At 73.8% G+C, this 19641-nt stretch carries 21 protein-coding genes; 7 read left to right on the top strand and 14 right to left on the bottom strand.

Features of this window, described 5'->3' with window-relative positions; all coding sequences use genetic code 11:
- Window positions 1-318 precede the first annotated feature (318 nt).
- Window positions 319-1080 carry a GntR family transcriptional regulator gene (locus A8713_RS04240; protein WP_064531486.1) on the top strand — a complete coding sequence of 254 codons (762 nt, stop codon included), beginning with the start codon at window positions 319-321 and terminating at the stop codon, window positions 1078-1080.
- A 132-nt stretch (window positions 1081-1212) separates the two neighbouring features.
- On the opposite strand, the gene A8713_RS04235 is transcribed toward A8713_RS04240, so the two are convergent.
- Window positions 1213-2373 carry an ROK family transcriptional regulator gene (locus A8713_RS04235; protein ID WP_064531485.1) on the bottom strand — a complete coding sequence of 387 codons (1161 nt, stop codon included), beginning with the start codon at window positions 2371-2373 and terminating at the stop codon, window positions 1213-1215.
- Window positions 2374-2758: 385 nt separating this feature from the next.
- Here A8713_RS04235 and A8713_RS04230 point away from each other — a divergent pair, with 385 nt between their 5' ends.
- Window positions 2759-3202, top strand: a complete 444-nt coding sequence (locus A8713_RS04230) for a hypothetical protein (RefSeq protein ID WP_064531484.1) — start codon at window positions 2759-2761, stop codon at window positions 3200-3202.
- A 4-nt stretch (window positions 3203-3206) separates the two neighbouring features.
- Here A8713_RS04230 and mug read toward each other — a convergent pair whose 3' ends face one another.
- The 7 genes from mug to A8713_RS04195 form a co-directional block, all read right to left on the bottom strand.
- Window positions 3207-3773, bottom strand: a complete 567-nt coding sequence (mug, locus tag A8713_RS04225; RefSeq protein ID WP_079159238.1) for a G/U mismatch-specific DNA glycosylase — start codon at window positions 3771-3773, stop codon at window positions 3207-3209.
- On the bottom strand, window positions 3770-5212 hold the full coding sequence (purB, locus tag A8713_RS04220) for an adenylosuccinate lyase (RefSeq protein WP_064531482.1): 1443 nt from the start codon (window positions 5210-5212) through the stop codon (window positions 3770-3772). Before purB ends, mug begins: the two co-directional genes overlap by 4 nt.
- Before the next feature lie 149 nt (window positions 5213-5361).
- Window positions 5362-6165 (bottom strand): SGNH/GDSL hydrolase family protein, encoded by an 804-nt coding sequence (locus tag A8713_RS04215; protein WP_064531481.1) that lies wholly within the window; start codon window positions 6163-6165, stop codon window positions 5362-5364.
- Window positions 6166-6341: 176 nt separating this feature from the next.
- A complete protein-coding gene (locus A8713_RS04210; RefSeq protein ID WP_064531480.1) occupies window positions 6342-7355 on the bottom strand; it encodes a hemolysin family protein in 1014 nt (337 codons plus the stop codon).
- A complete protein-coding gene (locus A8713_RS04205) occupies window positions 7352-8809 on the bottom strand; it encodes a hemolysin family protein (RefSeq protein WP_064531479.1) in 1458 nt (485 codons plus the stop codon). Before A8713_RS04205 ends, A8713_RS04210 begins: the two co-directional genes overlap by 4 nt.
- 167 nt (window positions 8810-8976) lie before the next feature.
- Window positions 8977-9411: a GNAT family N-acetyltransferase gene (locus tag A8713_RS04200; RefSeq protein WP_064531478.1), complete on the bottom strand. Its 435-nt coding sequence runs from the start codon at window positions 9409-9411 to the stop codon at window positions 8977-8979.
- Window positions 9412-9550: 139 nt separating this feature from the next.
- Window positions 9551-10435, bottom strand: coding sequence for an LLM class F420-dependent oxidoreductase (locus A8713_RS04195; RefSeq protein ID WP_064531477.1), 885 nt, complete (start codon window positions 10433-10435; stop codon window positions 9551-9553).
- 185 nt (window positions 10436-10620) lie between these two features.
- Here A8713_RS04195 and A8713_RS04190 point away from each other — a divergent pair, with 185 nt between their 5' ends.
- Both A8713_RS04190 and A8713_RS04185 read left to right on the top strand, forming a co-directional pair.
- The gene (locus A8713_RS04190; RefSeq protein ID WP_064531476.1) at window positions 10621-10872 is read left to right on the top strand and encodes a hypothetical protein; all 252 of its coding nucleotides are present in this window, start codon (window positions 10621-10623) and stop codon (window positions 10870-10872) included.
- A 40-nt stretch (window positions 10873-10912) separates the two neighbouring features.
- Window positions 10913-11251, top strand: a complete 339-nt coding sequence (locus A8713_RS04185) for a fic family toxin-antitoxin system, toxin component (RefSeq protein ID WP_381740553.1) — start codon at window positions 10913-10915, stop codon at window positions 11249-11251.
- A gap of 191 nt (window positions 11252-11442) precedes the next feature.
- Here the strand turns inward: A8713_RS04185 and bioD are convergent, their stop codons facing one another.
- Genes bioD through bioB form a run of 3 tightly spaced genes read right to left on the bottom strand, consistent with a single transcriptional unit; the run spans window position 11443 to window position 14711 of the window.
- Complete coding sequence (bioD, locus tag A8713_RS04180; RefSeq protein ID WP_064531474.1) at window positions 11443-12171, bottom strand: dethiobiotin synthase; 729 nt, start codon at window positions 12169-12171, stop codon at window positions 11443-11445.
- Between the two features lies 1 nt (window position 12172).
- On the bottom strand, window positions 12173-13462 hold the full coding sequence (locus A8713_RS04175; RefSeq protein ID WP_064531473.1) for an adenosylmethionine--8-amino-7-oxononanoate transaminase: 1290 nt from the start codon (window positions 13460-13462) through the stop codon (window positions 12173-12175).
- The gene (gene bioB / locus A8713_RS04170; RefSeq protein WP_064531472.1) at window positions 13455-14711 is read right to left on the bottom strand and encodes a biotin synthase BioB; all 1257 of its coding nucleotides are present in this window, start codon (window positions 14709-14711) and stop codon (window positions 13455-13457) included. Before bioB ends, A8713_RS04175 begins: the two co-directional genes overlap by 8 nt.
- 147 nt (window positions 14712-14858) lie before the next feature.
- Between bioB and A8713_RS04165 the strand changes: the two genes are divergently transcribed.
- A complete protein-coding gene (locus A8713_RS04165; RefSeq protein WP_064531471.1) occupies window positions 14859-15986 on the top strand; it encodes an 8-amino-7-oxononanoate synthase in 1128 nt (375 codons plus the stop codon).
- 74 nt (window positions 15987-16060) lie between these two features.
- On the opposite strand, the gene A8713_RS04160 is transcribed toward A8713_RS04165, so the two are convergent.
- Window positions 16061-16291, bottom strand: coding sequence for a DUF397 domain-containing protein (locus A8713_RS04160; protein WP_064531470.1), 231 nt, complete (start codon window positions 16289-16291; stop codon window positions 16061-16063).
- A gap of 28 nt (window positions 16292-16319) precedes the next feature.
- Window positions 16320-17180, bottom strand: coding sequence for a helix-turn-helix domain-containing protein (locus A8713_RS04155; RefSeq protein WP_064531469.1), 861 nt, complete (start codon window positions 17178-17180; stop codon window positions 16320-16322).
- A gap of 218 nt (window positions 17181-17398) precedes the next feature.
- Here A8713_RS04155 and A8713_RS04150 point away from each other — a divergent pair, with 218 nt between their 5' ends.
- On the top strand, window positions 17399-17851 hold the full coding sequence (locus tag A8713_RS04150; protein WP_064531468.1) for an ATP-binding protein: 453 nt from the start codon (window positions 17399-17401) through the stop codon (window positions 17849-17851).
- A gap of 131 nt (window positions 17852-17982) precedes the next feature.
- Here the strand turns inward: A8713_RS04150 and A8713_RS04145 are convergent, their stop codons facing one another.
- Window positions 17983-18456, bottom strand: a complete 474-nt coding sequence (locus A8713_RS04145) for a C40 family peptidase (RefSeq protein WP_064531467.1) — start codon at window positions 18454-18456, stop codon at window positions 17983-17985.
- Between the two features lie 704 nt (window positions 18457-19160).
- On the opposite strand from A8713_RS04145, the gene A8713_RS04140 reads away from it, so the two are divergent.
- Window positions 19161-19505 (top strand): ANTAR domain-containing protein, encoded by a 345-nt coding sequence (locus A8713_RS04140; RefSeq protein WP_335743741.1) that lies wholly within the window; start codon window positions 19161-19163, stop codon window positions 19503-19505.
- Window positions 19506-19641: the final 136 nt, after the last annotated feature.

Raw genomic sequence — 19641 nt, 5'->3', positions numbered from 1 at the left:
TAGCCCCCGGTGTGCGGTTCCTGGTCATCGCGCCGACAGTGCCCCCTCGGCGGCGACGCCCCTGTGAAGAGCCCTGTGCGGCATGCCCCTGGTGGCCCCCGTCCCCGCGACGGGGGTTTTGCCGTCATGTCACGAATGACGGCTTGTGCGAACGTCACGTGAACGCTTACCGCGTGACAGCCGTCTTCTCCACAAGCGGCCGATGATTGGTCTTGACCAAGGATCGGCGGCAGCCCTATGGTCGCAGAGAAGTACAACAACCTTTAATAAACAAGGGCGCTAAAACGCCGCCGGACCACGGCGATTGCGGAGGACAGGGTGGGGACCACGCAGCTGGAATCGGTGCCGGAGCCGAAGTACTGGCACCTGAGGACCGTCCTCAGTGAGGCACTGGACTCCGAGTTCTCGGTCGGCGAGATCCTGCCCAACGAGCGGGAGCTGGCCGCCCGTTTCGGCGTGGCCCGCGCGACCCTGCGCCAGGCGCTCGAACAGCTGGAGCTGGAAGGCAGGCTCCAGCGCCGCCGCGGTGTCGGCACCACCGTCGCGCCGCCGCGCGTGGGCGTGGCCGTGGGCACCGAGCAGCACGCCTGGCCCGGTGCGGCGGACGACGCCTGGCATCCCGTGGACTGCGTCCAGGCGGCACCGCCCGCGGCCGTCGCCGACGCCCTGGAGACCGACCGCGACCAGCCCGTGCACACGGTGCGCCGGTCCCGGGTGAGCCAGGGCCAGCCGGTCGCCGCCGAGCTGCTCTACATCCCGGCGTCCTCGATGCCCGGCCTCACCGCGATCGACGCGCCCTCCGGCGCGGCACGCGCGCGTGCGGTGCTGCGCGAGCTCCAGCACCTGGAGCTGGAGGGCCAGGAGCAGGCCGTCGAGCTGGGCTCCGCCCGCGCCGACGACGCCAAGGAGCTGGACCGGCTGCCCGGCGCCCCCGTCCTCGTCGTCACCACCCGCTTCATCGCCGGGGGACGCACCGCCGCGCTCTCGGTGGCCACCTACCGGGCCGACACCTGCCGCCTCACCTTCGGGGACTCCGGCGGCGTGGAGATCCACCACGGGCCCGAACGCCAGGCATCCTGACCCCGGCCGGACCGGCGCCGGTCGGCAGCTCCGTCACGACGGACCGGCCGGCAGGTCCGCCACCACGGGCCTGCCCCGGCCCGCCCGGCGGGCTCGCGGCCCTCGGGGCGGTGGCCGCCGCCCCGCCCGTCCTCAGTGCCGGGCCGCCGCCACCTTGCTCTCCACCGCGAACAGCTCCTCCTCGACATGGTCGAGGGCCAGCCGCAGGGCGCCCGTCGCCACGGCCGCCTCACCGAGCATCGACAGGGTCACCTGCGGCGTACGCAGGCAGTAGCGGGCCAGCTCGCCGCGCAGCGGCTCCAGCACCCCGTCCAGGCCGGCCGCCCAGCCGCCGACGACCACCAGCTCCGGGTCCAGCGCCAGCACCAGTGCCGCCACGTCGTGGACGAGCCGCTGGATGAAGCGGTCCATGGCCGCCACCGCCTGCTGGTCGCCCTTGCGGGCCTGGGCGAACACCGCCGCCACCGCCTGCTCGTCCAGGGGGTGCAGCGGCTGGTCCGTGGTCGACAGCAGCGTCTCGGGCGTGACGCCCCGGCCCAGCAGGTGCAGCGCGCCGATCTCGCCCGCCGCGCCGCCGAACCCGCGGTGCAGCCGCCCGCCGATCAGTGAACCGGCGCCCGGACTCAGTCCGGCCAGCACGAACACCACGTCGTCGGAGTCGGTGGCGGCACCCTTCCAGTGCTCGGCGACCGCCGCCGCGTTGGCGTCGTTCTCGACCAGCACCGGGCACCGGAAGGAGCGGCTGAGCCGCTCGCCCAGGTTCAGCCCTGTCCAGCCGGGCAGCGCGGTGCCCAGCCGGACGATGCCACCCGCCTCGACGATCCCGGGCGTGCCGACCCCCACGGCCCGCAGGGAGCTGCGCGGGACACCGGCCCGGCGCAGCAGCTCGGCGACCGCGGTGCGCAGCCGTTCCAGGCGCTCGTCCGCGTCCGCCGTCTCGCCCACCTCCTTGGCCTGGGCGCCGAGCACCCGCCCGTCGAGGTCGGACAGGAGCGCCGCCACGCGGTGGGGGCCGATCTCCAGGCCGAGCAGGTGCCCCGCCTCGGCACGGAACCGGTAGCGCCGCGCGGGCCGTCCCTGACGGCGTGCGGCGCCCTCCTCGGCGGCCTTCTCGGCGACGAGCCCCGCCTCCATGAGGTCCTCGACGACGCCCTCGACCGTGGGCCGGGACAGCCCGGTCACCCGGGTGATCTCCGTGAGCGTCGCGCAGTCCGTGGCACGCAGCGCGTGCAGCACCACCGCGGAATTGATCCTTCGCAGCAGCGAGGGATCCCCGCCGGTCAGCCGCCCCAACGTCCTTCCTCCCAGCTCGTGCGCGTGTTGGGCGGATCGTACTCGGCGCGGGCCGGGGCAGCGAGTGCCGGGGACGGCGGGCGCGCTGCGCACGGTCGGGCGGTCCGGCCGGGCCGCCCCGGAACCCGCCTCCGGCACCCCGAAAAGGAAATCCGGACCGCGTCCCGTCCGCGACGGCCCCGCCAGCCGTCACCCCCGTCCGTCACCCGTCTCCCGCGATCCGCACCACGGCGCCGACCGCTGCCCCGCCGCCACCCCCATGGGCCGTCCGCGCCCCCCCCACGGGCCGTCCGCGCCCCCCCACGGGCCGTCCGCGTCCCGCCCCGCGGCCGACCCCACCCTGACGCACCGCCAATTGTCAGTGGTGCCCGCTTTACTGGAACGCATGGACATCGCGAAGGCTCTCGCCGTGATCGACCGGCTGTGCTCCGGGGAGTTCCCCGCCGAGCCCGGCCGGACGGACGCCGGTACGGCCGGACCCGGCTTCCTGACGGCCGAGTTGGAGACGAGCGACGACTTCTGGGAGGACGACGGCACCCGCCGGGAGGAGACGGCGGAGCAGTTCGCGTGCGAGCTGGACGGGCTGGGGGAGCGGCTGACCGAGCGGTGGGGCGCTCCGCAGGAGTTCAGCCTCTACGGCGTCTTCGAGCGGACCGTGCGGGGCGAGGCACCGGGGGAGCCGTGGGCCTCGCTCAGCGGGCATGTGCCGGACGTCCGGTTGTGGCGGTCGCACGAGACCGGCCGGTGGATAGTCCTCTGCGTGTCCCAGTGGGACCGCGAACTGCCGTTCCAGCTGCTCGCGGTGGTCACCGACCGGGACCCGCCGTGACCCGTCAGGCGGTCTCCGCGGCCGCGGAGCCCTCGGCGGCCTCCCGCAGCCTGGCGTACTCCTCGGCCATCGTCTCCGCCGTCCAGTGCGCGTTCAGACCGCTGGGGTTGGGCAGCACCCAGACCCGGGCGGAGCCGATCGTCCGCTCCTGCGGACCGATGCGCGCTCCCCGGTCCGCGAAGGCCGCGCGGTACGCGGTGACGCCGACCACGGCCAGCCAGCGGGGCCGCAGCCGGGCCACCTTCCGCTCCAGCAGCCGCCCGCCCTCGCGGTACTCCTCGGCGGTCAGCTCGTCCGCCCGCGCCGTGGGCCGGGCGACCACGTTGGTGATGCCGAGCCGGTACGTCAGCAGCTCGGCCTGCTCGGCGGGGGCCAGCAGCCGCGGGGTGAAACCGGAGCGGTGCAGCACCGGCCAGAACCGGTTGCCGGGACGGGCGAAGTGGTGCCCCGTGACGGCGGTGGTGAGGCCGGGGTTGATGCCGCAGAAGAGCACGCTGAGGCCGTCCGCGACCACGTCCGGTACGAGCCGGTCGCGGGCGGCCTCCAGCTGGGCCTGGGTGGGGCGGGTCAGAGGATCGCCCCCGGGGCGTAGGCGGTGGCCTCCGGGTGCTTCTCGACGATCTCCCCGATCCGGGCGACGACCGCGCCGACCTGGTCGGCGGCGGCGCCGGTGAAGGACAGCTTGTCCGCCATCAGCTCGTCGAGCCGGGCGCGGTCCAGCGGCAGGCGCTCGTCGGCGGCCAGCTTGTCGAGCAGGTCGTTGCGCTCGGCGCCCTGCTCGCGCATGGCGAGCGCGGTGGCGACGGCGTTCTCCTTGATGGCCTCGTGGGCGACCTCGCGGCCGACACCGGCCCGCACCGCCCCCATCAGCACCTTGGTGGTGGCGAGGAACGGCAGGTAGCGGTCCAGCTCCCGGGCGACCACCGCGGGGAAGGCACCGAACTCGTCGAGCACCGTCAGGAAGGTCTCCAGCAGCCCGTCCAGCGCGAAGAACGCGTCCGGCAGCGCGACCCGGCGCACCACAGAGCAGGAGACGTCGCCTTCGTTCCACTGGTCGCCCGCCAGCTCCCCGGTCATCGAGGCGTAGCCGCGCAGGATCACCATGAGGCCGTTGACGCGCTCGCAGGAGCGGGTGTTCATCTTGTGCGGCATCGCCGAGGAGCCGACCTGGCCGGGCTTGAAGCCCTCCGTGACCAGCTCGTGCCCGGCCATCAGCCGGATCGTCTTCGCCAGCGAGGACGGCGCCGCAGCGAGCTGCACCAGCGCGGTGACGACCTCGTAGTCCAGGGAGCGCGGGTAGACCTGGCCGACCGAGGTGAAGGCCCGCCCGAAGCCCAGGTGGGCGGCGATCCGCTGCTCCAGCTCCGCCAGCTTCGAGGCGTCGCCGCCGAGCAGGTCCAGCATGTCCTGGGCGGTGCCCACCGGGCCCTTGATGCCACGCAGCGGGTAGCGGCCGAGCAGTTCCTCGATCCGTCCGTGCGCCACCAGCAGCTCGTCGGCCGCGGTGGCGAACCGCTTGCCGAGGGTGGTGGCCTGCGCGGCGACGTTGTGCGAGCGGCCGGCCATGACCAGCTCCCCGTACTCCGCGGCCAGCTTGCCCAGCCGCGCGAGCACCGCCACCGTACGGTCGCGCACCAGCTCGAGGGAGAGCCGGATCTGCAGCTGCTCCACGTTCTCCGTGAGGTCGCGGGAGGTCATGCCCTTGTGCACGTGCTCGTGCCCGGCGAGGTCGTTGAACTCCTCGATGCGGGCCTTCACGTCGTGCCGGGTGACCTTCTCGCGCTCGGCGATCGAGGCCAGGTCGACCTGGTCCAGGACGCGCTCGTAGTCGGCGACGGCCGCGTCCGGCACCTCGATGCCGAGGTCCTTCTGGGCGCGCAGCACGGCGAGCCAGAGCTGCCGCTCCAGCCTCACCTTCTGCTCGGGCGACCAGAGCGTGGCGAGCTCGGCGGAGGCGTAACGTCCGGCGAGGACGTTCGGGATGCGGGGCTTGGCGGGAGCGGAAGTCACGTGTACGGATTCTACTGGCGATTCCTGCAGGCCAGCGCCACAGGGGTGTTCGTCGGAACCTACGAAAGCACGGGGGGCGGTGCGAGACGGTGCGGGACGGCAGGGGGGCGGGCCCGAAGCGGCGCGGCCGTCCGCCGGACAGGTCCTAGCTAGGCGTCCGCCGGGCGCCGGGCCGGGTCGGGCTCTGCCCAGGGCAGTAGCTCGGGGCGCTTGGCCGGGCGGCCGTCACCGGAGGAGCGGCCGGTCAGCCGCCTGCCTATCCAGGGCAGCAGGTGCTCACGGGTGAAGCGGGCGTCCGCGATCCGGCGGTCCAGCCAGCCCGGCGGCGCGGTCGCCGGTGGCGGCGTGTGCCACTCGGGGTCCTCCGGCTCGTGGCCGAGCGCCTGCCACACCGCCTCCGCGACCCGGCGATGTCCCTCGCCGGTCAGGTGCAGCCGGTCCACGCCCCACAGCCGCGGATCGGCCAGGGAGGCGGCGCCGTACAGGTCGACGACGACCGCGCCGTGCCGCGCCGCAAGCTCGTCGACGCAGGCGTACAGCTCCTCCATGCGCGGCCGGAACCGCTCCAGGACGGGACCCCGGCGGCCGGGGCTGCGCATCAGCACCAGCCGCTCGCACGACGGCGCCAACCGCTCCACCGCCTCGGTGAGCAGGCCCCGCACCCGGCCCATGTCGCACTTGGGCCGCAGGGTGTCGTTGAGCCCGCCGACCAGGGTGACCACGTCCGCCCGCATGGCGGCGGCCACCTCGACCTGCTCGTCGACGATCTGCCCGATGAGCTTGCCCCGCACGGCGAGGTTGGCGTACCGGAAGCCGGGGGCGCGGGCCGCCATCCGGGCCGCCAGGAGGTCGGCCCAGCCCCGGTAGGAGCCGTCGGGCAGCAGGTCCGACATGCCCTCGGTGAAGGAGTCGCCGACCGCGACCAGACTGGAGTACGTGGGATACGTCTGCATGGCGTGAGCGATGGTATCCCGCCGGACCGGCCGCATACCAAGCGGTCGGTCCGAACCCGGACCCCCCGGCCGCGGCCTCCCCGCACCCCCGCCGGGCCGCGGCCTCCCCGCGTCGGCGGCCGGGGGGCGCGGCCCCGGGTGGGGCCGTCCGGCCCCCGGCCGGACGGGGCGGCTGCTCAGGCAGGCTGCCCGAACAGTTCCCGCAGCACGTCCTCCATCGTCACCAGACCGGCCAGCCGCCCGTCCGAGCCGAGCACGGCCGCCAGGTGCGTCCGGCTGCCGCGCATCGCCGTGAGCACGTCGTCCAGCGGGGTGCTCTCCCTGACCCGGGCGATGGGGCGCATGTCACCCGGACGGAACGGCTCGGAGCGCGGCGAGGCGTCCAGCGCGTCCTTCACATGCAGATAGCCGATGATCCGGCGGCCCTCGTCGACCACCGGGAAACGCGAGAACCCGGACTCCGCCGTCAGCTGCTCCAACTGCTCCGGGGTGACCCCCACGCGCGCGTAGACGACCTGTTCCAGCGGCAGCACGACATCGCGCACCGGCCTGCTGCCCAGCTCCAGCGCGTCGTGCAGCCGCTCCTGCGCCCGGTCGTCGATGAGACCGGCCTGCCCGGCGTCCTTGACGATCTGGGCCAGCTCCGCGTCCGTGAAGGTCGCCGAGACCTCGTTCTTGGCCTCCACCCGCAACAGCTTGAGCAGGGCGTTGGCGAACGTGTTCACCGTGAAGATCACCGGGCGCAGGGCGCGGGACAGCGCGACCAGCGGCGGGCCGAGCAGCAGCGCGCTGCGCACCGGCTCCGCGAGGGCGACGTTCTTCGGCACCATCTCGCCGAGCAGCATGTGCAGATAGGTGGCCAGCGCCAGCGCGATCACGAAGGACACGGCGTGTCCCGCGCCGGCCGGCACGCCCACCGCGTGGAACACGGGCTCCAGCAGATGCGCGATGGCGGGCTCGGCGACCACACCGAGGACCAGCGTGCACAGCGTGATGCCGAGCTGGGCCGCCGCGAGCAGCGCGGACACGTGCTCCAGGCCCCACAGCACGCTTTTGGCGCGCCGGTCGCCCTGCTCGGCGTACGGCTCGACCTGGCTGCGGCGCACCGAGATCAGCGCGAACTCGGCGCCGACGAAGAAGGCGTTGACGACGAGGGTCGCCAGACCGATCAGAATCTGTACGGCGGTCACCGGCCGGCCCTCTTCCCGTCCTGCGCGTCTTGCGCGTGCTGCACGTCCTGTGCGTCCTGTGCGTGCTGCGCGTTCCTGGTGGCCTGCTCGTCGCCGCGTCGGCCGCCCCGGCGCCCCGCGCGCTCCGGGACCATGGCGAGGTCCGCGTCGTCGAGCGGCGCGTGCAGCAGCACCCGGGCCGCCCGCCGCCCGCTCGCGTCCGTCACCTCCAGTCGCCACCCGGCGACCTCCAGGACGTCACCGGTCTCCGGTATCCGGCCCAGTTCCGCGGCGACGAGACCGGCGAGGGTCTCGTAGGGCCCGTCGGGCGCGCGCCAGCCGACCCGGACGAGCTGGTCCACGCGCGCGGAGCCGTCGGCCGAGTACAGGGCGCGGCCCTCCTCGTCGGCCCCGGCGGGGGCGAGGTCCGGCGTCTCGTGCGGGTCGTGCTCGTCGCGCACCTCGCCGACGACCTCCTCGACGATGTCCTCCAGCGTGGCCACGCCCGCCGTGCCGCCGTACTCGTCGATGACGACCGCCATCGTCCGCCGCCCCGACAGCCGGTCCAGCAGCCGGTCCACGGTCAGCGACTCGGGGACGAGCAGCGGCTCGCGCATGATCTCGGAGACCCGTACGCGGGTCCGTCGCTCGGCGGGCACCGCGAGGACGTCCTTGACGTGGGCCGTGCCCACCACGGAGTCGAGGTTGCCGCGGTAGACGGGGAAGCGGGACAGGCCGGTGGCCCGGGTCGCGTTCGCCACGTCCTCGCAGGTGGCCTGGGCCTCCAGGGCGACGACCTGGACGCGCGGTGTCATCACGTTCTCCGCGGTGAGGTCGGCGAGGTTGAGGGTGCGGACGAACAGCTCGGCGGTGTCCGCCTCCAGGGCGCCCTCCTTGGCCGAGTGCCGGGCCAGCGCCGCCAGTTCCTGCGGGCCGCGCGCGGAGGCCAGCTCCTCGGCGGGCTCCACCCCGAACCGGCGCACCACGCGGTTGGCCGTGTTGTTGAGATGCGTGATGAACGGGCGGAAGGCGGCGCTGAACCAGCGCTGCGGGGTGGCGACGTGCCGGGCCACGGCGAGCGGCGCGGAGATCGCCCAGTTCTTGGGCACCAGCTCGCCGACGACCATCAGGAACACCGTGGACAGCGCGGTACCCACGACCAGCGCCACCGAGGTCGCCACCGACCGCGACGCGCCGAGCGACTGGAGCGGACCGGCCAGCAGCGCGGCGATCGACGGCTCGGCGAGCATGCCGACCACCAGATTGGTGACGGTGATGCCGAGCTGCGCGCCGGACAGCTGGAAGGTCAGGTTCCGTACGGCCTTGAGCGCACCGGCGGCACCGCGCTCACCGCGCTCCGCCGCCCGCTCCAGCGCGCCGCGCTCGACGGTGGTGAGCGAGAACTCGGCGGCGACGAAGGCGCCACAGGCCAGTGACAGCAGGACCGCCACGAGCAGGAGCAGCACTTCGGTCATCGGGTCACCCCCGTCCCATGGTCGGACAGGACGCGGGGGACCGCTCGGTGGTGCGCGGGGCTACTGGGAGGCTCGCCCATGGACGGACGCTCACAACCTTTCATGGAGGAACGAGTGTCCCTCCATGGTAAAGGACGGGCAAAAACACCTTCTCCGTGCCGGCCGCATCACTTTTCGTGACCGTCCAGCGGCTTCACCCAGCGCCGCCAGTGCTCCTCCGGCGCGTAGCCGGCCGCACGCCAGACGTGGTGCGCCCGCTCGTTGCCGGTGAGCACCATCGCGTCGCCGCGCCGACCGCCGAGCCGGGCGAACCGCTCCTCGGCGGCGGCGAGCAGCGCCGCGCCGACGCCCCGGCGCCGCCGGTCGGGCCGCACCGCGAGCCGGTACAGATGGCAGCGCCAGCCGTCGAAGCCCGCGATCACGGTGCCGACCAGCTCGCCGGCGTCCTCCGCCAGCAGCAGCGCCTGCGGGTCCCGGCCGACCAGCCGGGCCACGCCGTCCCGGTCGTCGCTGATGCTGGTGCCCTCCGCGGCCGTCCGCCAGAAATCCAGGACGGCGGAGAGATCGTCGGCGGTCGCGGGGCGTATGCGCAGCTCATTCATGGCGTGATCACATCACAGCCCTGCCCGCACAGCCGTGCCCGCACTGCCCTGCCCGCACAGCCCTGCCCGCACAGCCGTGCCCGTGCGGCCCTGCCCGCACAGCCGTGCCCGCGCGGCCCCGCCCCGCCGCCCCACCCCCTCACTGCCCCCGCAGCGCCTCCAGGACCGGCGCGAACGCCTCCATGTGCGGTTCGAGCACCGTCAGATAGGAGAACCCGAACCGCTCGCGGTGCGCGTGCACCCGCGCGACGATCTCGTCCAGCGTGCCCACCAGCACGATCGGCAGTTCCATGGCCGCGTCCGGGGTCAGCTGCGGCTGCCGCTCCAACAGCGGCGCGAGGACCGGCCCGGGGTCGTCGGTGACGGCGACGAGCTGGATGAGCAGGTTCAGCTCGGCCGGTTCCGCGCGCCCTGCCGCGTAGGTGCGGTACAGCGCCACCCGCTCGTCCAGCTCCTCGGCCGTCAGCGGGGTCAGCCTGTCGCCGTCCGTGGACGGCCGGGCGCCCGTGAACGCCGCGATGTCGGCGTGTTCGGCGGCCAGCCGCAGCATCCGGTCGCCGTTGGCGCCGATCAGCAGCGGGACCCGGGGCCGCTGCGCCGCTCGCGGCCGGTGGTCCGGGGAGCCGAGCAGCCGGTCCAGCTCCTCGACGGTGCGCCGCAGATGGGCGACGCGCTCGCCCGGCGTACCCCAGGGCAGCCCGGCCCGCTCGTGCTCCTCGCGTACGTATCCCGTGCCGAGCCCCAGTTCGAGCCGGCCGTCCGTGAGCGCGTCCGTCGTGGCCACCTCGCGGGCCAGCAGCGCGGGGTTGGAGAAGCCCGCGTTCAGCACGAAGGTGCCGAGGCGGGGCCGCTCGGTCGCCTCGGCCGCCGCCACCAGCGCCGGGAACGGCGCGACCCAGCCGAGATGGTCCGGGACGAGGATCACGTCGTACCCGAGTTCCTCGGCCCTGCGGCACTTGGCGCGCCACTCACCGGCGGACGCCGGATCGAGCAGGTTGACCCCGAAGCGGAACGGACGCGGCATGAACTCTCCTCAGCTGGACGGGACATGAGCCGGGCGTGAGATGAAGTGAGACGGACCGGACGGGGCGGCGGGCGCCCGCCGCGATTCCATCATCCGTACGCGGCCGCCGCCAGCGGCTCGGGCCGGCGGGCACGGACCAGGGGCCGCGCTTGCCGCTGCTAGCGGTTCGGCGCTAGCGTCGAGGTATGGCGAAGACCCAGCTGAACGTACGGGTGGACGAGGGCACGGCCCGCGCCGCCCGCGAACGTGCCCTCGCCCGCGGTATGAGCGTCAACCGCTACATCGAGGAACTGGTCCGCCAGGACACGGGCGAGGTGGGCCGCACCTTCGTGGAGGCCGCCGCCGACTTCATGAAGAGTTACGAGGCCGTCTTCGCCGAGGAGTTCGACGGGGCGGGCTCGCCGTCCCGGGCGACGACCGGCGAAGACCGGCGCTGAGCCCTTGAGCGACATCACCGTCGACCTCGCCTGGCTGCTCATGCTCGCCGAACGCATGACACCGGGCGATCCGCAGGTCACCGACTGGGGCGCCCTCGTCGCCGCGGTGGCACGGCACCGCGCCGAGATCTTCGACGTCCCCGTCTACGACTCGCCGCAGGCGCGGGCCGCCGCGCTGCTGCAACTCCTCGTCCACGTGCCCGCGCTGGAGCGCTCCAACGCCCTGTTCGCCTCCGCGGTGGCGTACGCCTACCTGGTCGCCAGCGGTCTGAAGGTCGCCACCTCTCCCGAACAGGTGCGCGATCTGGCCAGGCTGGTCAAGAGCGGTGACGCGTCGGTGCAGGAGATAGCGCGGGAACTGCGCCGGTGGAGCGTGTGACCCACCGTCCCCCGTGATCCACCGTCCCCGTGATCCACTGCCCTCGTGACCCACTGTCGCCGTGACCCACTGCCGTCGTGATCCGCTACCCGCCCCGTGATCCGCTGACCGGGAGCCGTGGGCAGGCCCGGCGGCCACGGACGGCCGCCGGGCCCACGGAGCGGCGCACAGGCGCGGCGGCCGCGGCCGTACTACCCGAGCGGCGCCGGTGCCTCCCGCGCGGCGAACGCCGCCGCCTCCCACCGGCCGAGGAGCCGGGGGGCGAGCCAGCGCGGCGCGCCCGTGCGGAAGTCGGCGGGGGCGAGCGCCCCGGCGCCCTCGGGCAGGGCGCCGAGCAGCGGGGCGCCGGCCACCTCGGGCAGGTCGGCGACGTTGCAGCGGGAGGCGAGATCGGGGTGCGCGGGCCAGCTGCCGATCACCACCCCGAGCAGATCGAGCCCGCGCCGGCGCAGCTCACGGGCGGTCAGCTCGGTGGTGTTGAGCGTGCCGAGCCCCGCCGAGGCGACGAGCAGGACCGGAGCGCGCAGCAGCCCGGCGGCGTCCGCGAGGGTCCCGCCCGCGGCGTCGAACCGTACGAGCAGACCGCCGGCCCCCTCCACCAGCACCAGGTCGTGCTCGGTCGCAAGCTTGGCGGCGGCCTCGGCGACCTCCTCGGGCCGCACCGGCGCCCGCCCCGCCCGCAGCGCGGCGGTCCCGGGGGCCAGCGGCTCCGGATAGCGGGCCACCTCGCGCGCCGTCACCGCACCGGCGAGCCGGACGACCTCGTCGGCGTCCCCGCGCTCGTCCGGGGCCACACCCGTCTGCGCGGCCTTCAGCACGGCCACCGACCGGCCGGCCGCCAGCGCCGCCGCCGCGACGGCCGCCGTGGTGACCGTCTTGCCGACCTCCGTGCCCGTGCCCGTGATCACCAGTACCGGCATCTCATCCCTCCCGCGCCGCCGCGCACACCGCGCGGCCGATCCGTGCCAGGTCCGTGTCGTCCGTGACGTACGGCGGCATCGTGTACACCAGGTCCCGGAACGGCCGCAGCCACACGCCCTCGCGCACCGCGGCCCGGGTCGCCGCCGCCATGTCCACCGGGTGGTCGAGCTGGACGACCCCGATCGCACCCAGGACGCGCACGTCCCGCACGCCCGGGAGCTCCGCGGCCGGTGCGAGACCTTCGCGCAGACCCGCCTCGATCCGTTTGACCCCGGCGCGCCAGTCCTGGCCGAGCAGCAGCTCGATCGAGGCGCACGCCACGGCGGCGGCCAGCGGATTGCCCATGAACGTCGGCCCGTGCGCCAGCACCGGGACCTCGCCCCGCGAGATCCCGTCGGCCACCCGCGCGGTGCACAGCGTCGCGGCCATCGTCAGATAGCCGCCGGTGAGCGCCTTGCCCACGCACATCACGTCCGGGGTCACCGCCGCGTGCTCCGCCGCGAACAGCGCGCCGGTGCGGCCGAACCCGGTCGCGATCTCGTCGAACACCAGCAGCACCCCGTGCGCGTCGCACGCCTCACGCAGCACCCGCAGATAGGCGGGGGAGTGGAACCGCATCCCGCCCGCGCCCTGCACCACCGGCTCGACGATCACGGCGGCCAGCTCCCCGGCGTGCCGCTCGATCATCTCGCGCAACCGTGCGGCGTACGCCTCCTCGTAGGCGGCCGGGGGCGGGTCGGCGAAGAGCTGGCGCGGCAGCACACCGGCCCACAGTTCGTGCATCCCGCCCTCGGGGTCGCACACGGACATCGGCTGCCAGGTGTCCCCGTGGTAGCCGCCCCGCCAGGTCATGAGCCGCCGCTTCTCGGGCCGGCCGAGCGAACGCCAGTACTGGAGGCACATCTTGACGGCGACCTCGACCGACACGGAGCCCGAGTCGGCCAGGAAGACGTGCTCAAGGCCCTCGGGCGACATGTCGACAAGGAGTTTCGCCAGCCGAACGGCGGGCTCGTGGGTGAGCCCGCCGAACATCACATGGCTCATCCGCGCCAGTTGCCCGCGCACGGCCTCGTCGAGCACCGGGTGGCCGTAGCCGTGGATCGCCGCCCACCACGAGGACATCCCGTCGACCAGTTCGCCCGAGCCGTCGGCGAGCCGCAGCCGCACCCCGCTCGCCGACTCCACGACGAGCGGTTCCTGACGGCCGGGCATCGGTCCGTACGGGTGCCACACGTGCCGCCGGTCGAGAGCGAGCAGCGCGGACACGTCCGGTCCGGACAGATCAGGCATTGGGCGCGAGATCCGTACCGGCGCCGCGGTGGCGCAGCGCGACCAGATCGGTGCGCGGCTCGGCCGGGGCCCCCGGGACGACCGGAGCCGCCGTGCCGCAGACACCGCCGCCCTGGTGCGACCCGCACCCCGTTCCCGCGTGCGACCCGCAGCCGGCCTCCTCGGCCGACCCGCGCCCGCCGCCCTCGGGGGAGCCGTAGCTCGCGCCCTCGTGCGACCCGCAGCCGCCCCCGGCCCCGCCCGCGCGCCGGTGCTCCGGCAGGGTCACCTGGTCGGTGCCCTCCACCTCGAAGCCCGCGTCCGCGATCATCTCCAGGTCGGCCTTGCCCGCCTGGCCCTCGGTGGTCAGATAGTCGCCGAGGAAGATCGAGTTGGCCAGGTGCAGGGCGAGCGGCTGCATGGTCCGCAGATGGACCTCGCGGCCGCCGGCGATGCGCACCTCGATGTCCGGGCAGACGAACCGGACCATCGCGAGGATCCGCAGGCACCGCTGCGGGGTGAGGTTCCACTCCTTGGCCAGCGGGGTGCCCTCGACCGGGATCAGGAAGTTGACCGGCACCGAGTCCGGGTCCAGCGCGCGCAGCGCGTAGACCACGTCGACCAGGTCCTCGTCGCTCTCGCCCATGCCCGCGATGAGCCCCGAGCACGCGGACAGCCCCGCCGCGTGCGCCTTGTTCACCGTGTCCACCCGGTCGGCGTACGTGTGCGTCGTGGTGATCTCGCCGTACGTCGACTCGGCGGTGTTGAGGTTGTGGTTGTACGCGTCGGCGCCGGCCGCGCGCAGCCGCTCGGCCTGGCCGTCGGAGAGCAGCCCGAGGCAGGCGCACACCTCGACGCCCTCGTTCTCGTCCTTGATCGCCCTGATGGTCTCCGAGACCCGGTCCACGTCGCGGTCGGTCGGGCCGCGCCCGCTGGCCACCAGGCAGACCCGCTTGGCCCCGCCGGCCAGCCCGGCCGCCGCGGCCCTGGACGCGTCACCGGGCTTGAGCCAGGTGTACTTGAGGATGTCCGCCTTCGAGCCGAGCCGCTGCGAGCAGTACGAGCAGTCCTCGGGGCACAGGCCGGACTTGAGGTTGACGAGATAGTTGAGTTTCACCCGTCGGCCGAACCAGTGACGCCGCACCTTCCCCGCGGCCGCCACCACATCGAGCAGATCGTCGTCGGAGGTGGCCAGCACGGCCAGAGCTTCCCCGCGGGTCGGCGCCTCGCGCCGAAGCCCCTTGTCCACCAGCGTGTTCAGCAGGTCCATGAGAGCCGATCCTGTCCTACGGGGCCGCCCGGGGCCAAGGAGACTGTGCACAACACGGGCCGCTCGACGTGTGGGTATCCCCACACCGTGCGTGACGTGTCGTGCGGCTAGTGTCTGTCCACTGCCTACAAAAGTCCCGGAGGAGCCATGGCGTTCGGCTGGATCGACGAGCAGGCGGACGCACGCCGCCGCGCCGGACTCGTCCGGACGCTGCGGCCCCGCCCGGCCGACTCGCCCCTGCTCGACCTGGCGAGCAACGACTACCTGGGCCTGGCCCGCCACCCGGAGGTCACCGAGGGCGCGGCGGCGGCGGCCCGCACCTGGGGCGGGGGAGCCACCGGATCCCGGCTGGTCACCGGCACCACCGCGCTCCACCGCGAACTGGAGGACGAACTCGCCCGGTTCTGCGGCTTCGAGGCGGCCCTCGTGCTCTCCTCCGGCTACGCGGCCAACCTCGCCGCGGTCACCGCGCTCGCCCCGCACGGCTCGCTGATCGTCTCGGACACGGGCAACCACGCCTCGCTCATCGACGGCTGCCGGCTGGCCCGCGCCGGCACCCAGGTCGTCGCCCACGCGGACCCGGACGCGGTGCGCAAGGCGCTCGGCACGCACGGCGGGCAGGCCGTCCTCGTCTCCGACACGGTCTTCTCCGTAGACGGCGACGCGGCACCGCTCGCCCGGCACGCCGAGGTCTGCCGGGAACACGGCGCGGGGCTCGTCCTCGACGACGCCCACGGCCTGGGTGTCCTCGGGGACGGCGGGCGCGGCGCCCCGCACGCGGCGGGCCTCGCGGGCGCCGACGACGTGGTCGTGACCGTCACCCTGTCCAAGTCGCTGGGCAGCCAGGGCGGAGCGGTGCTCGGGCCCGCGCGGGTCATCGACCATCTGGTCAACACGGCCCGGACGTTCATCTTCGACACCGGGCTCGCCCCCGCGGCGGCGGGGGCGGCCCTGGCCGCGCTGCGGCTGCTGCGCCGCGAGCCGGAGCGCGCGGCGCGGGCGCGGGCGGTGGCGGCGGAACTGCACGCCCGCCTGAGCGGCGCGGGACTGCGCGCGGTGCGCCCGGACGCGGCGGTCGTCTCGGTGTGCGCGCCGTCCCCGGAGCAGGCCGTGCGCTGGGCGGCGGACTGCCGTACGGCGGGCCTGGCCGTGGGGTGTTTCCGGCCTCCTTCCGTGCCCGACGGCATCTCACGGCTCAGGCTGACCGCCCGCGCGGACCTGTCCGGGGCGCAGATCGAACGCGCTGTACGAGTGATCGGCGAGACGCGGCCATGAGTCGGCGGACACGGCCGTGAGTCGCCCGTGGGCGGGAGGATCCGGGGCGGGCCCGGAGGACGCCCCGGCGGTGCTCAGATCCGGTGTGCCGCTGCCGTGAACCGCGCCCAGCTCGCGCGGGAGAAGAGCAGCGCGGGCCCGGTCGGAGCCTTGGAGTCGCGCACGGCGAGGAGTCCGGCGTAGGGCTGCGCGGCCGGACGGGCCGTCTCGACGCAGTTGTTCGCCCCCGTGCTGTAGCTGCTGCGCAGCCAGCGCACCCCGTGCAGATCGGTCGTGGAAGATAAGTTCCGAGGCGGAGCAGACATGGTGCCTCCTTGATGCGGTCGCCCGCCGTCACCTGTCCTGGTGTATCCCGGCGATGAAGTCCAACGAGTCCTCGGTCGAAAGCGCGTGGGACCGAAGCGTGTCGAAGGCCTCGGAGTAGGCCTCGAGGTCTTCTTTCCGTTCGAGGTGGAGGCTACTCGTCAAGTTGTCGAGAACGACCACATCCAGATCAGAAGTGTTCGAAAAAGAGAAGATAACGAAAGGGCCGGTGATGCCGATGTGCGCGCCGGCCGCGAACGGCAGGACCTGCAAGGACACCTGGGGCAGCCGCGCCGCCTCGGCCAGCCGCTCCAGCTGGTGCGCCATGACCTCCGGGCCGCCGACCTCCCGGCGCAGAACCGCCTCGTCCAGCACCACCTTCAGCGTCGGCGGCGGCACCGCCCGCAGCACGCCCTGCCGGGCCAGCCGCACCTCCACCAGCGCGTCCAGCCGCTCGTCGTCGAGTCCGTCCACCGCGGCCCGGGTCACCGCGCGGGCGTACGCGGGGGTCTGGAGCAGCCCGGGGACGACCGAGGTCTCCAGGGTGCGCATCGCGCTGGCCTGGGACTCCAGGCTGATGAAGTCGCGGTACGTCGGCGGCAGTACCCCGCGGTAGGCGTGCCACCAGTGCGGCCGGTCCTGGCCGTCGTCGGCGCCCGACAGCATCAGGAGCAGCTCGCGCAGCTGGGCGTCCTGGACCGCGTACGCGTCGAGCAGCGTGCGGACATCGGCCGGTTTCACCCCGCTGGCGCCGGTCTCGATCCGGCTCACCTTCGACTGGTGCCAGCCCACGAGCCGGGCCGCCTCGCCGCTGGTGAGCCCCACGCCGGTGCGCAGCGCGCGCAGTTCCGCACCGAGCTTGCGGCGGCGCACCGCGGGACCGTGCTGCATGGGACGCGCTCCTGACTTCTCCCGGGACCGACGGCGCATACGGTCGCCCGTCGCAGAGTTCACCGCTTCGAGCGACAGATATATGCATATCTTGGTGGATCGCCACCCGTGACCGGTCCGGTGGTGGCAACCTGACGGCGAAGCACCAGTCCGGGACCGTACTCGAAACCATCCGCTCCTGTCGGACCGCGGCCCCGTGGGAAAGGGACGACGTCGTCATGGCAGACCATCTGGAAGCATCCGTCACTCTGCCGAGCGATCCCGCCTCGGTCGCGGCCGCCCGCGCCTACGCGGTCGGCACGCTGACGGAGTGGGGCCTGCCGTCGGACGCGGACGCCGCCGACACCGTACGGCTCATCGTCTCCGAACTCGCCACCAACGCCGTGGAACACACCCTCGGCCGGTCGCCCACCTTCACCGTGCACCTCGCCCTCGACCACGACGAGCAGGTGCGCATCGGCGTCACCGACAGCCACCCGCGCTTCCCCAGACGGCTGCCGGCCGCCGTCCAGCAGGACAACGGCCGGGGCATGGTGATCGTCCGGTGGCTCAGCGCGGAGTACGGCGGCAGGGTGCGCGTGCGGCCCACCCGGGAAGGCGGCAAGACGGTCAGCGTGGAACTGCCGTGGCCGGTCCGCGCCGCGCCGGCCACGGGCCGGGACGAGCCGTAGCCGACGAGGCCCGTAGCCGGCGGACCGTCGCCGGTCCGCTGGTCCGCTGGTCCGCCGGTCCGCCGGTCCGCCGGTCCGCCGGTCCGCCGGTCGGCCGTCCCGCCGTCCCGTCGCCCCGCGACCCGGGCGGGTCAGCCGATACGGCCGTACCAGACGTTCCTGGTCCAGATCTTCTCCAGCTTCACCACGTCCCCGGTCTTGGGGGCGTGCCAGATCTTGCCCGAGCCGGCGTAGATCCCGACGTGGTAGACGTACGAACCGGAGTGGAAGAACACCAGGTCACCGGCGCGACGGCTCTTCGAGGAGATGTGGTGCGACTTGTTGTACTGCTGTGCGGCCGTACGCGGCAGGCTCTTGCCGGCCTTCTTGAAGGAGTACAGCGTGAGCCCGGAGCAGTCGAACCTCCTCGGCCCCGTCGCTCCCCACTGGTAGGGGGCGCCCTTCTTGGACGCCGCGATGTTCAGGGCCTTCGTCGCCATGGTCGCGGCCGAGGCGTCGGAGGCGACACCGGGCACCACGATCGAGCCGCCGACGGCGGCGAGCGTCAGGGCCGAGGCGGTTCCGGCCCGGACCATGAGCGACGGGACACGATTGAGCGCAGTCATGCGCAACCCTTCGTCAGCCGCCTGTGAAGGATGACCTGTCGGATTCGGGCTGGCGAAGTTGCCCGGCCGCCTGCTGGCGGCTTCACCCCAAGGGCTGCTCGGCCCGGCCGTGGCGCGACCGTTCCGGCGACCCGTCTTGCTCGGGTCCTCCACTCCTGCCGATCCACTTCCGTCGACCGGGCATCCGGGCGGTGGCAGGACTCGGCGTCCGCCCGGACCGCCCCGCCGCTGCGGCGGGGGCTTGTCGTCAGACAGGGATCTTCACCTACGGCTGTCCGAAAATCCCAACGGAACCTGTGCTTTGTGTTGTTACTCACCACTCGTCCGTTCGAGTGGATGCCGTTCCGTTCGAACCGCTTCCTCCCGCCCGGCCGAGCCCCGGACCAGGAGCGGAAGAAATCGTTCCGCCATCCGGGCGGACACGCGCCGCAACCCGAACGGCCCTGGAAAAAAGTGGTGCGCCTACGCCGAAAGGCGGTACCCCGTTCGGTCCGTTTCGGTCAGTTTCGGTCCGCTTCGATCCGACCCGATCCCGCGCGGGCGCGGCGTCGACGGCGCCGCCCGCCCGTCGCCGTCGGCCCGGCCGCCCGCCACGGAGGTCCGTCGCCGCCCGGCTCCGGTCGTGCGCGCGACCCGCATGGAGCAAGCTGGAGGAGGACTCCGGCCGTTCGACGACCCAGGGGATCTCCATGGTGTTCTTCGCGATGTCCAGGTGGCATCCGCTCCAGCCGCTGTCCGTCACCGACCTGGTGGCGGAGCACGAGCGGCTGCACGAGGAGATCGCCCAGCTGCAGCGCGGCCTGACCTCGCACGCCGTCATCGACCAGGCCATCGGCGCCCTGGTGGCCGTGGGCCGCATCCCCCCGGACAGCGCCTGGCGGGTGCTGCGCGAGGTCTCCCAGCGGACGAACACGAAGGTGCGCACGGTCGCCGAGCACATCCTGAAGTTCGCGCAGGGCGGCGCCCTGTCCGACACCGAGCTGGAGGAGCTGCGGCGGGCGCTGGGCCGGCACGCCGCGCGCCGCGCCCCGGACCGCTGCGACTCCTGAGGCGGCCTTTCCGCCCTCCCGGCGCGGGCGCTCCGGCGCGTCTCCGCTGAGCGGAACATCCGACGCCGGTTATCGGATTGGCAAAGAAGGTCAACGACCCCTGTCCTCAGGCGCCTCACAGCCGGAAAGATCCCCC

The organism is Streptomyces sp. SAT1, assembly GCF_001654495.1.
Lineage (GTDB): Bacteria > Actinomycetota > Actinomycetes > Streptomycetales > Streptomycetaceae > Streptomyces > Streptomyces andamanensis.
The sequence above is the reverse complement of the archived record's forward strand: the minus strand, read 5'-3'. Positions and strand labels throughout refer to the sequence as shown.

What these genes read in the sequence shown, in the direction of transcription:
- A8713_RS04230 (WP_064531484.1), top strand. Translation starts at nt 2,759, where the DNA reads ATGGACATCGCGAAGGCTCTCGCCGTGATCGACCGGCTGTGCTCCGGG.
- A8713_RS04215 (WP_064531481.1), bottom strand. Translation starts at nt 6,165, where the DNA reads ATGCAGACGTATCCCACGTACTCCAGTCTGGTCGCGGTCGGCGACTCC.
- A8713_RS04205 (WP_064531479.1), bottom strand. Translation starts at nt 8,809, where the DNA reads ATGACCGAAGTGCTGCTCCTGCTCGTGGCGGTCCTGCTGTCACTGGCC.
- A8713_RS04200 (WP_064531478.1), bottom strand. Translation starts at nt 9,411, where the DNA reads ATGAATGAGCTGCGCATACGCCCCGCGACCGCCGACGATCTCTCCGCC.
- A8713_RS04195 (WP_064531477.1), bottom strand. Translation starts at nt 10,435, where the DNA reads ATGCCGCGTCCGTTCCGCTTCGGGGTCAACCTGCTCGATCCGGCGTCC.
- A8713_RS04190 (WP_064531476.1), top strand. Translation starts at nt 10,621, where the DNA reads ATGGCGAAGACCCAGCTGAACGTACGGGTGGACGAGGGCACGGCCCGC.
- A8713_RS04185 (WP_381740553.1), top strand. Translation starts at nt 10,913, where the DNA reads ATGCTCGCCGAACGCATGACACCGGGCGATCCGCAGGTCACCGACTGG.
- bioD (WP_064531474.1), bottom strand. Translation starts at nt 12,171, where the DNA reads ATGCCGGTACTGGTGATCACGGGCACGGGCACGGAGGTCGGCAAGACG.
- A8713_RS04175 (WP_064531473.1), bottom strand. Translation starts at nt 13,462, where the DNA reads ATGCCTGATCTGTCCGGACCGGACGTGTCCGCGCTGCTCGCTCTCGAC.
- bioB (WP_064531472.1), bottom strand. Translation starts at nt 14,711, where the DNA reads ATGGACCTGCTGAACACGCTGGTGGACAAGGGGCTTCGGCGCGAGGCG.
- A8713_RS04165 (WP_064531471.1), top strand. Translation starts at nt 14,859, where the DNA reads ATGGCGTTCGGCTGGATCGACGAGCAGGCGGACGCACGCCGCCGCGCC.
- A8713_RS04160 (WP_064531470.1), bottom strand. Translation starts at nt 16,291, where the DNA reads ATGTCTGCTCCGCCTCGGAACTTATCTTCCACGACCGATCTGCACGGG.
- A8713_RS04155 (WP_064531469.1), bottom strand. Translation starts at nt 17,180, where the DNA reads ATGCAGCACGGTCCCGCGGTGCGCCGCCGCAAGCTCGGTGCGGAACTG.
- A8713_RS04150 (WP_064531468.1), top strand. Translation starts at nt 17,399, where the DNA reads ATGGCAGACCATCTGGAAGCATCCGTCACTCTGCCGAGCGATCCCGCC.
- A8713_RS04145 (WP_064531467.1), bottom strand. Translation starts at nt 18,456, where the DNA reads ATGACTGCGCTCAATCGTGTCCCGTCGCTCATGGTCCGGGCCGGAACC.
- A8713_RS04140 (WP_335743741.1), top strand. Translation starts at nt 19,161, where the DNA reads ATGTCCAGGTGGCATCCGCTCCAGCCGCTGTCCGTCACCGACCTGGTG.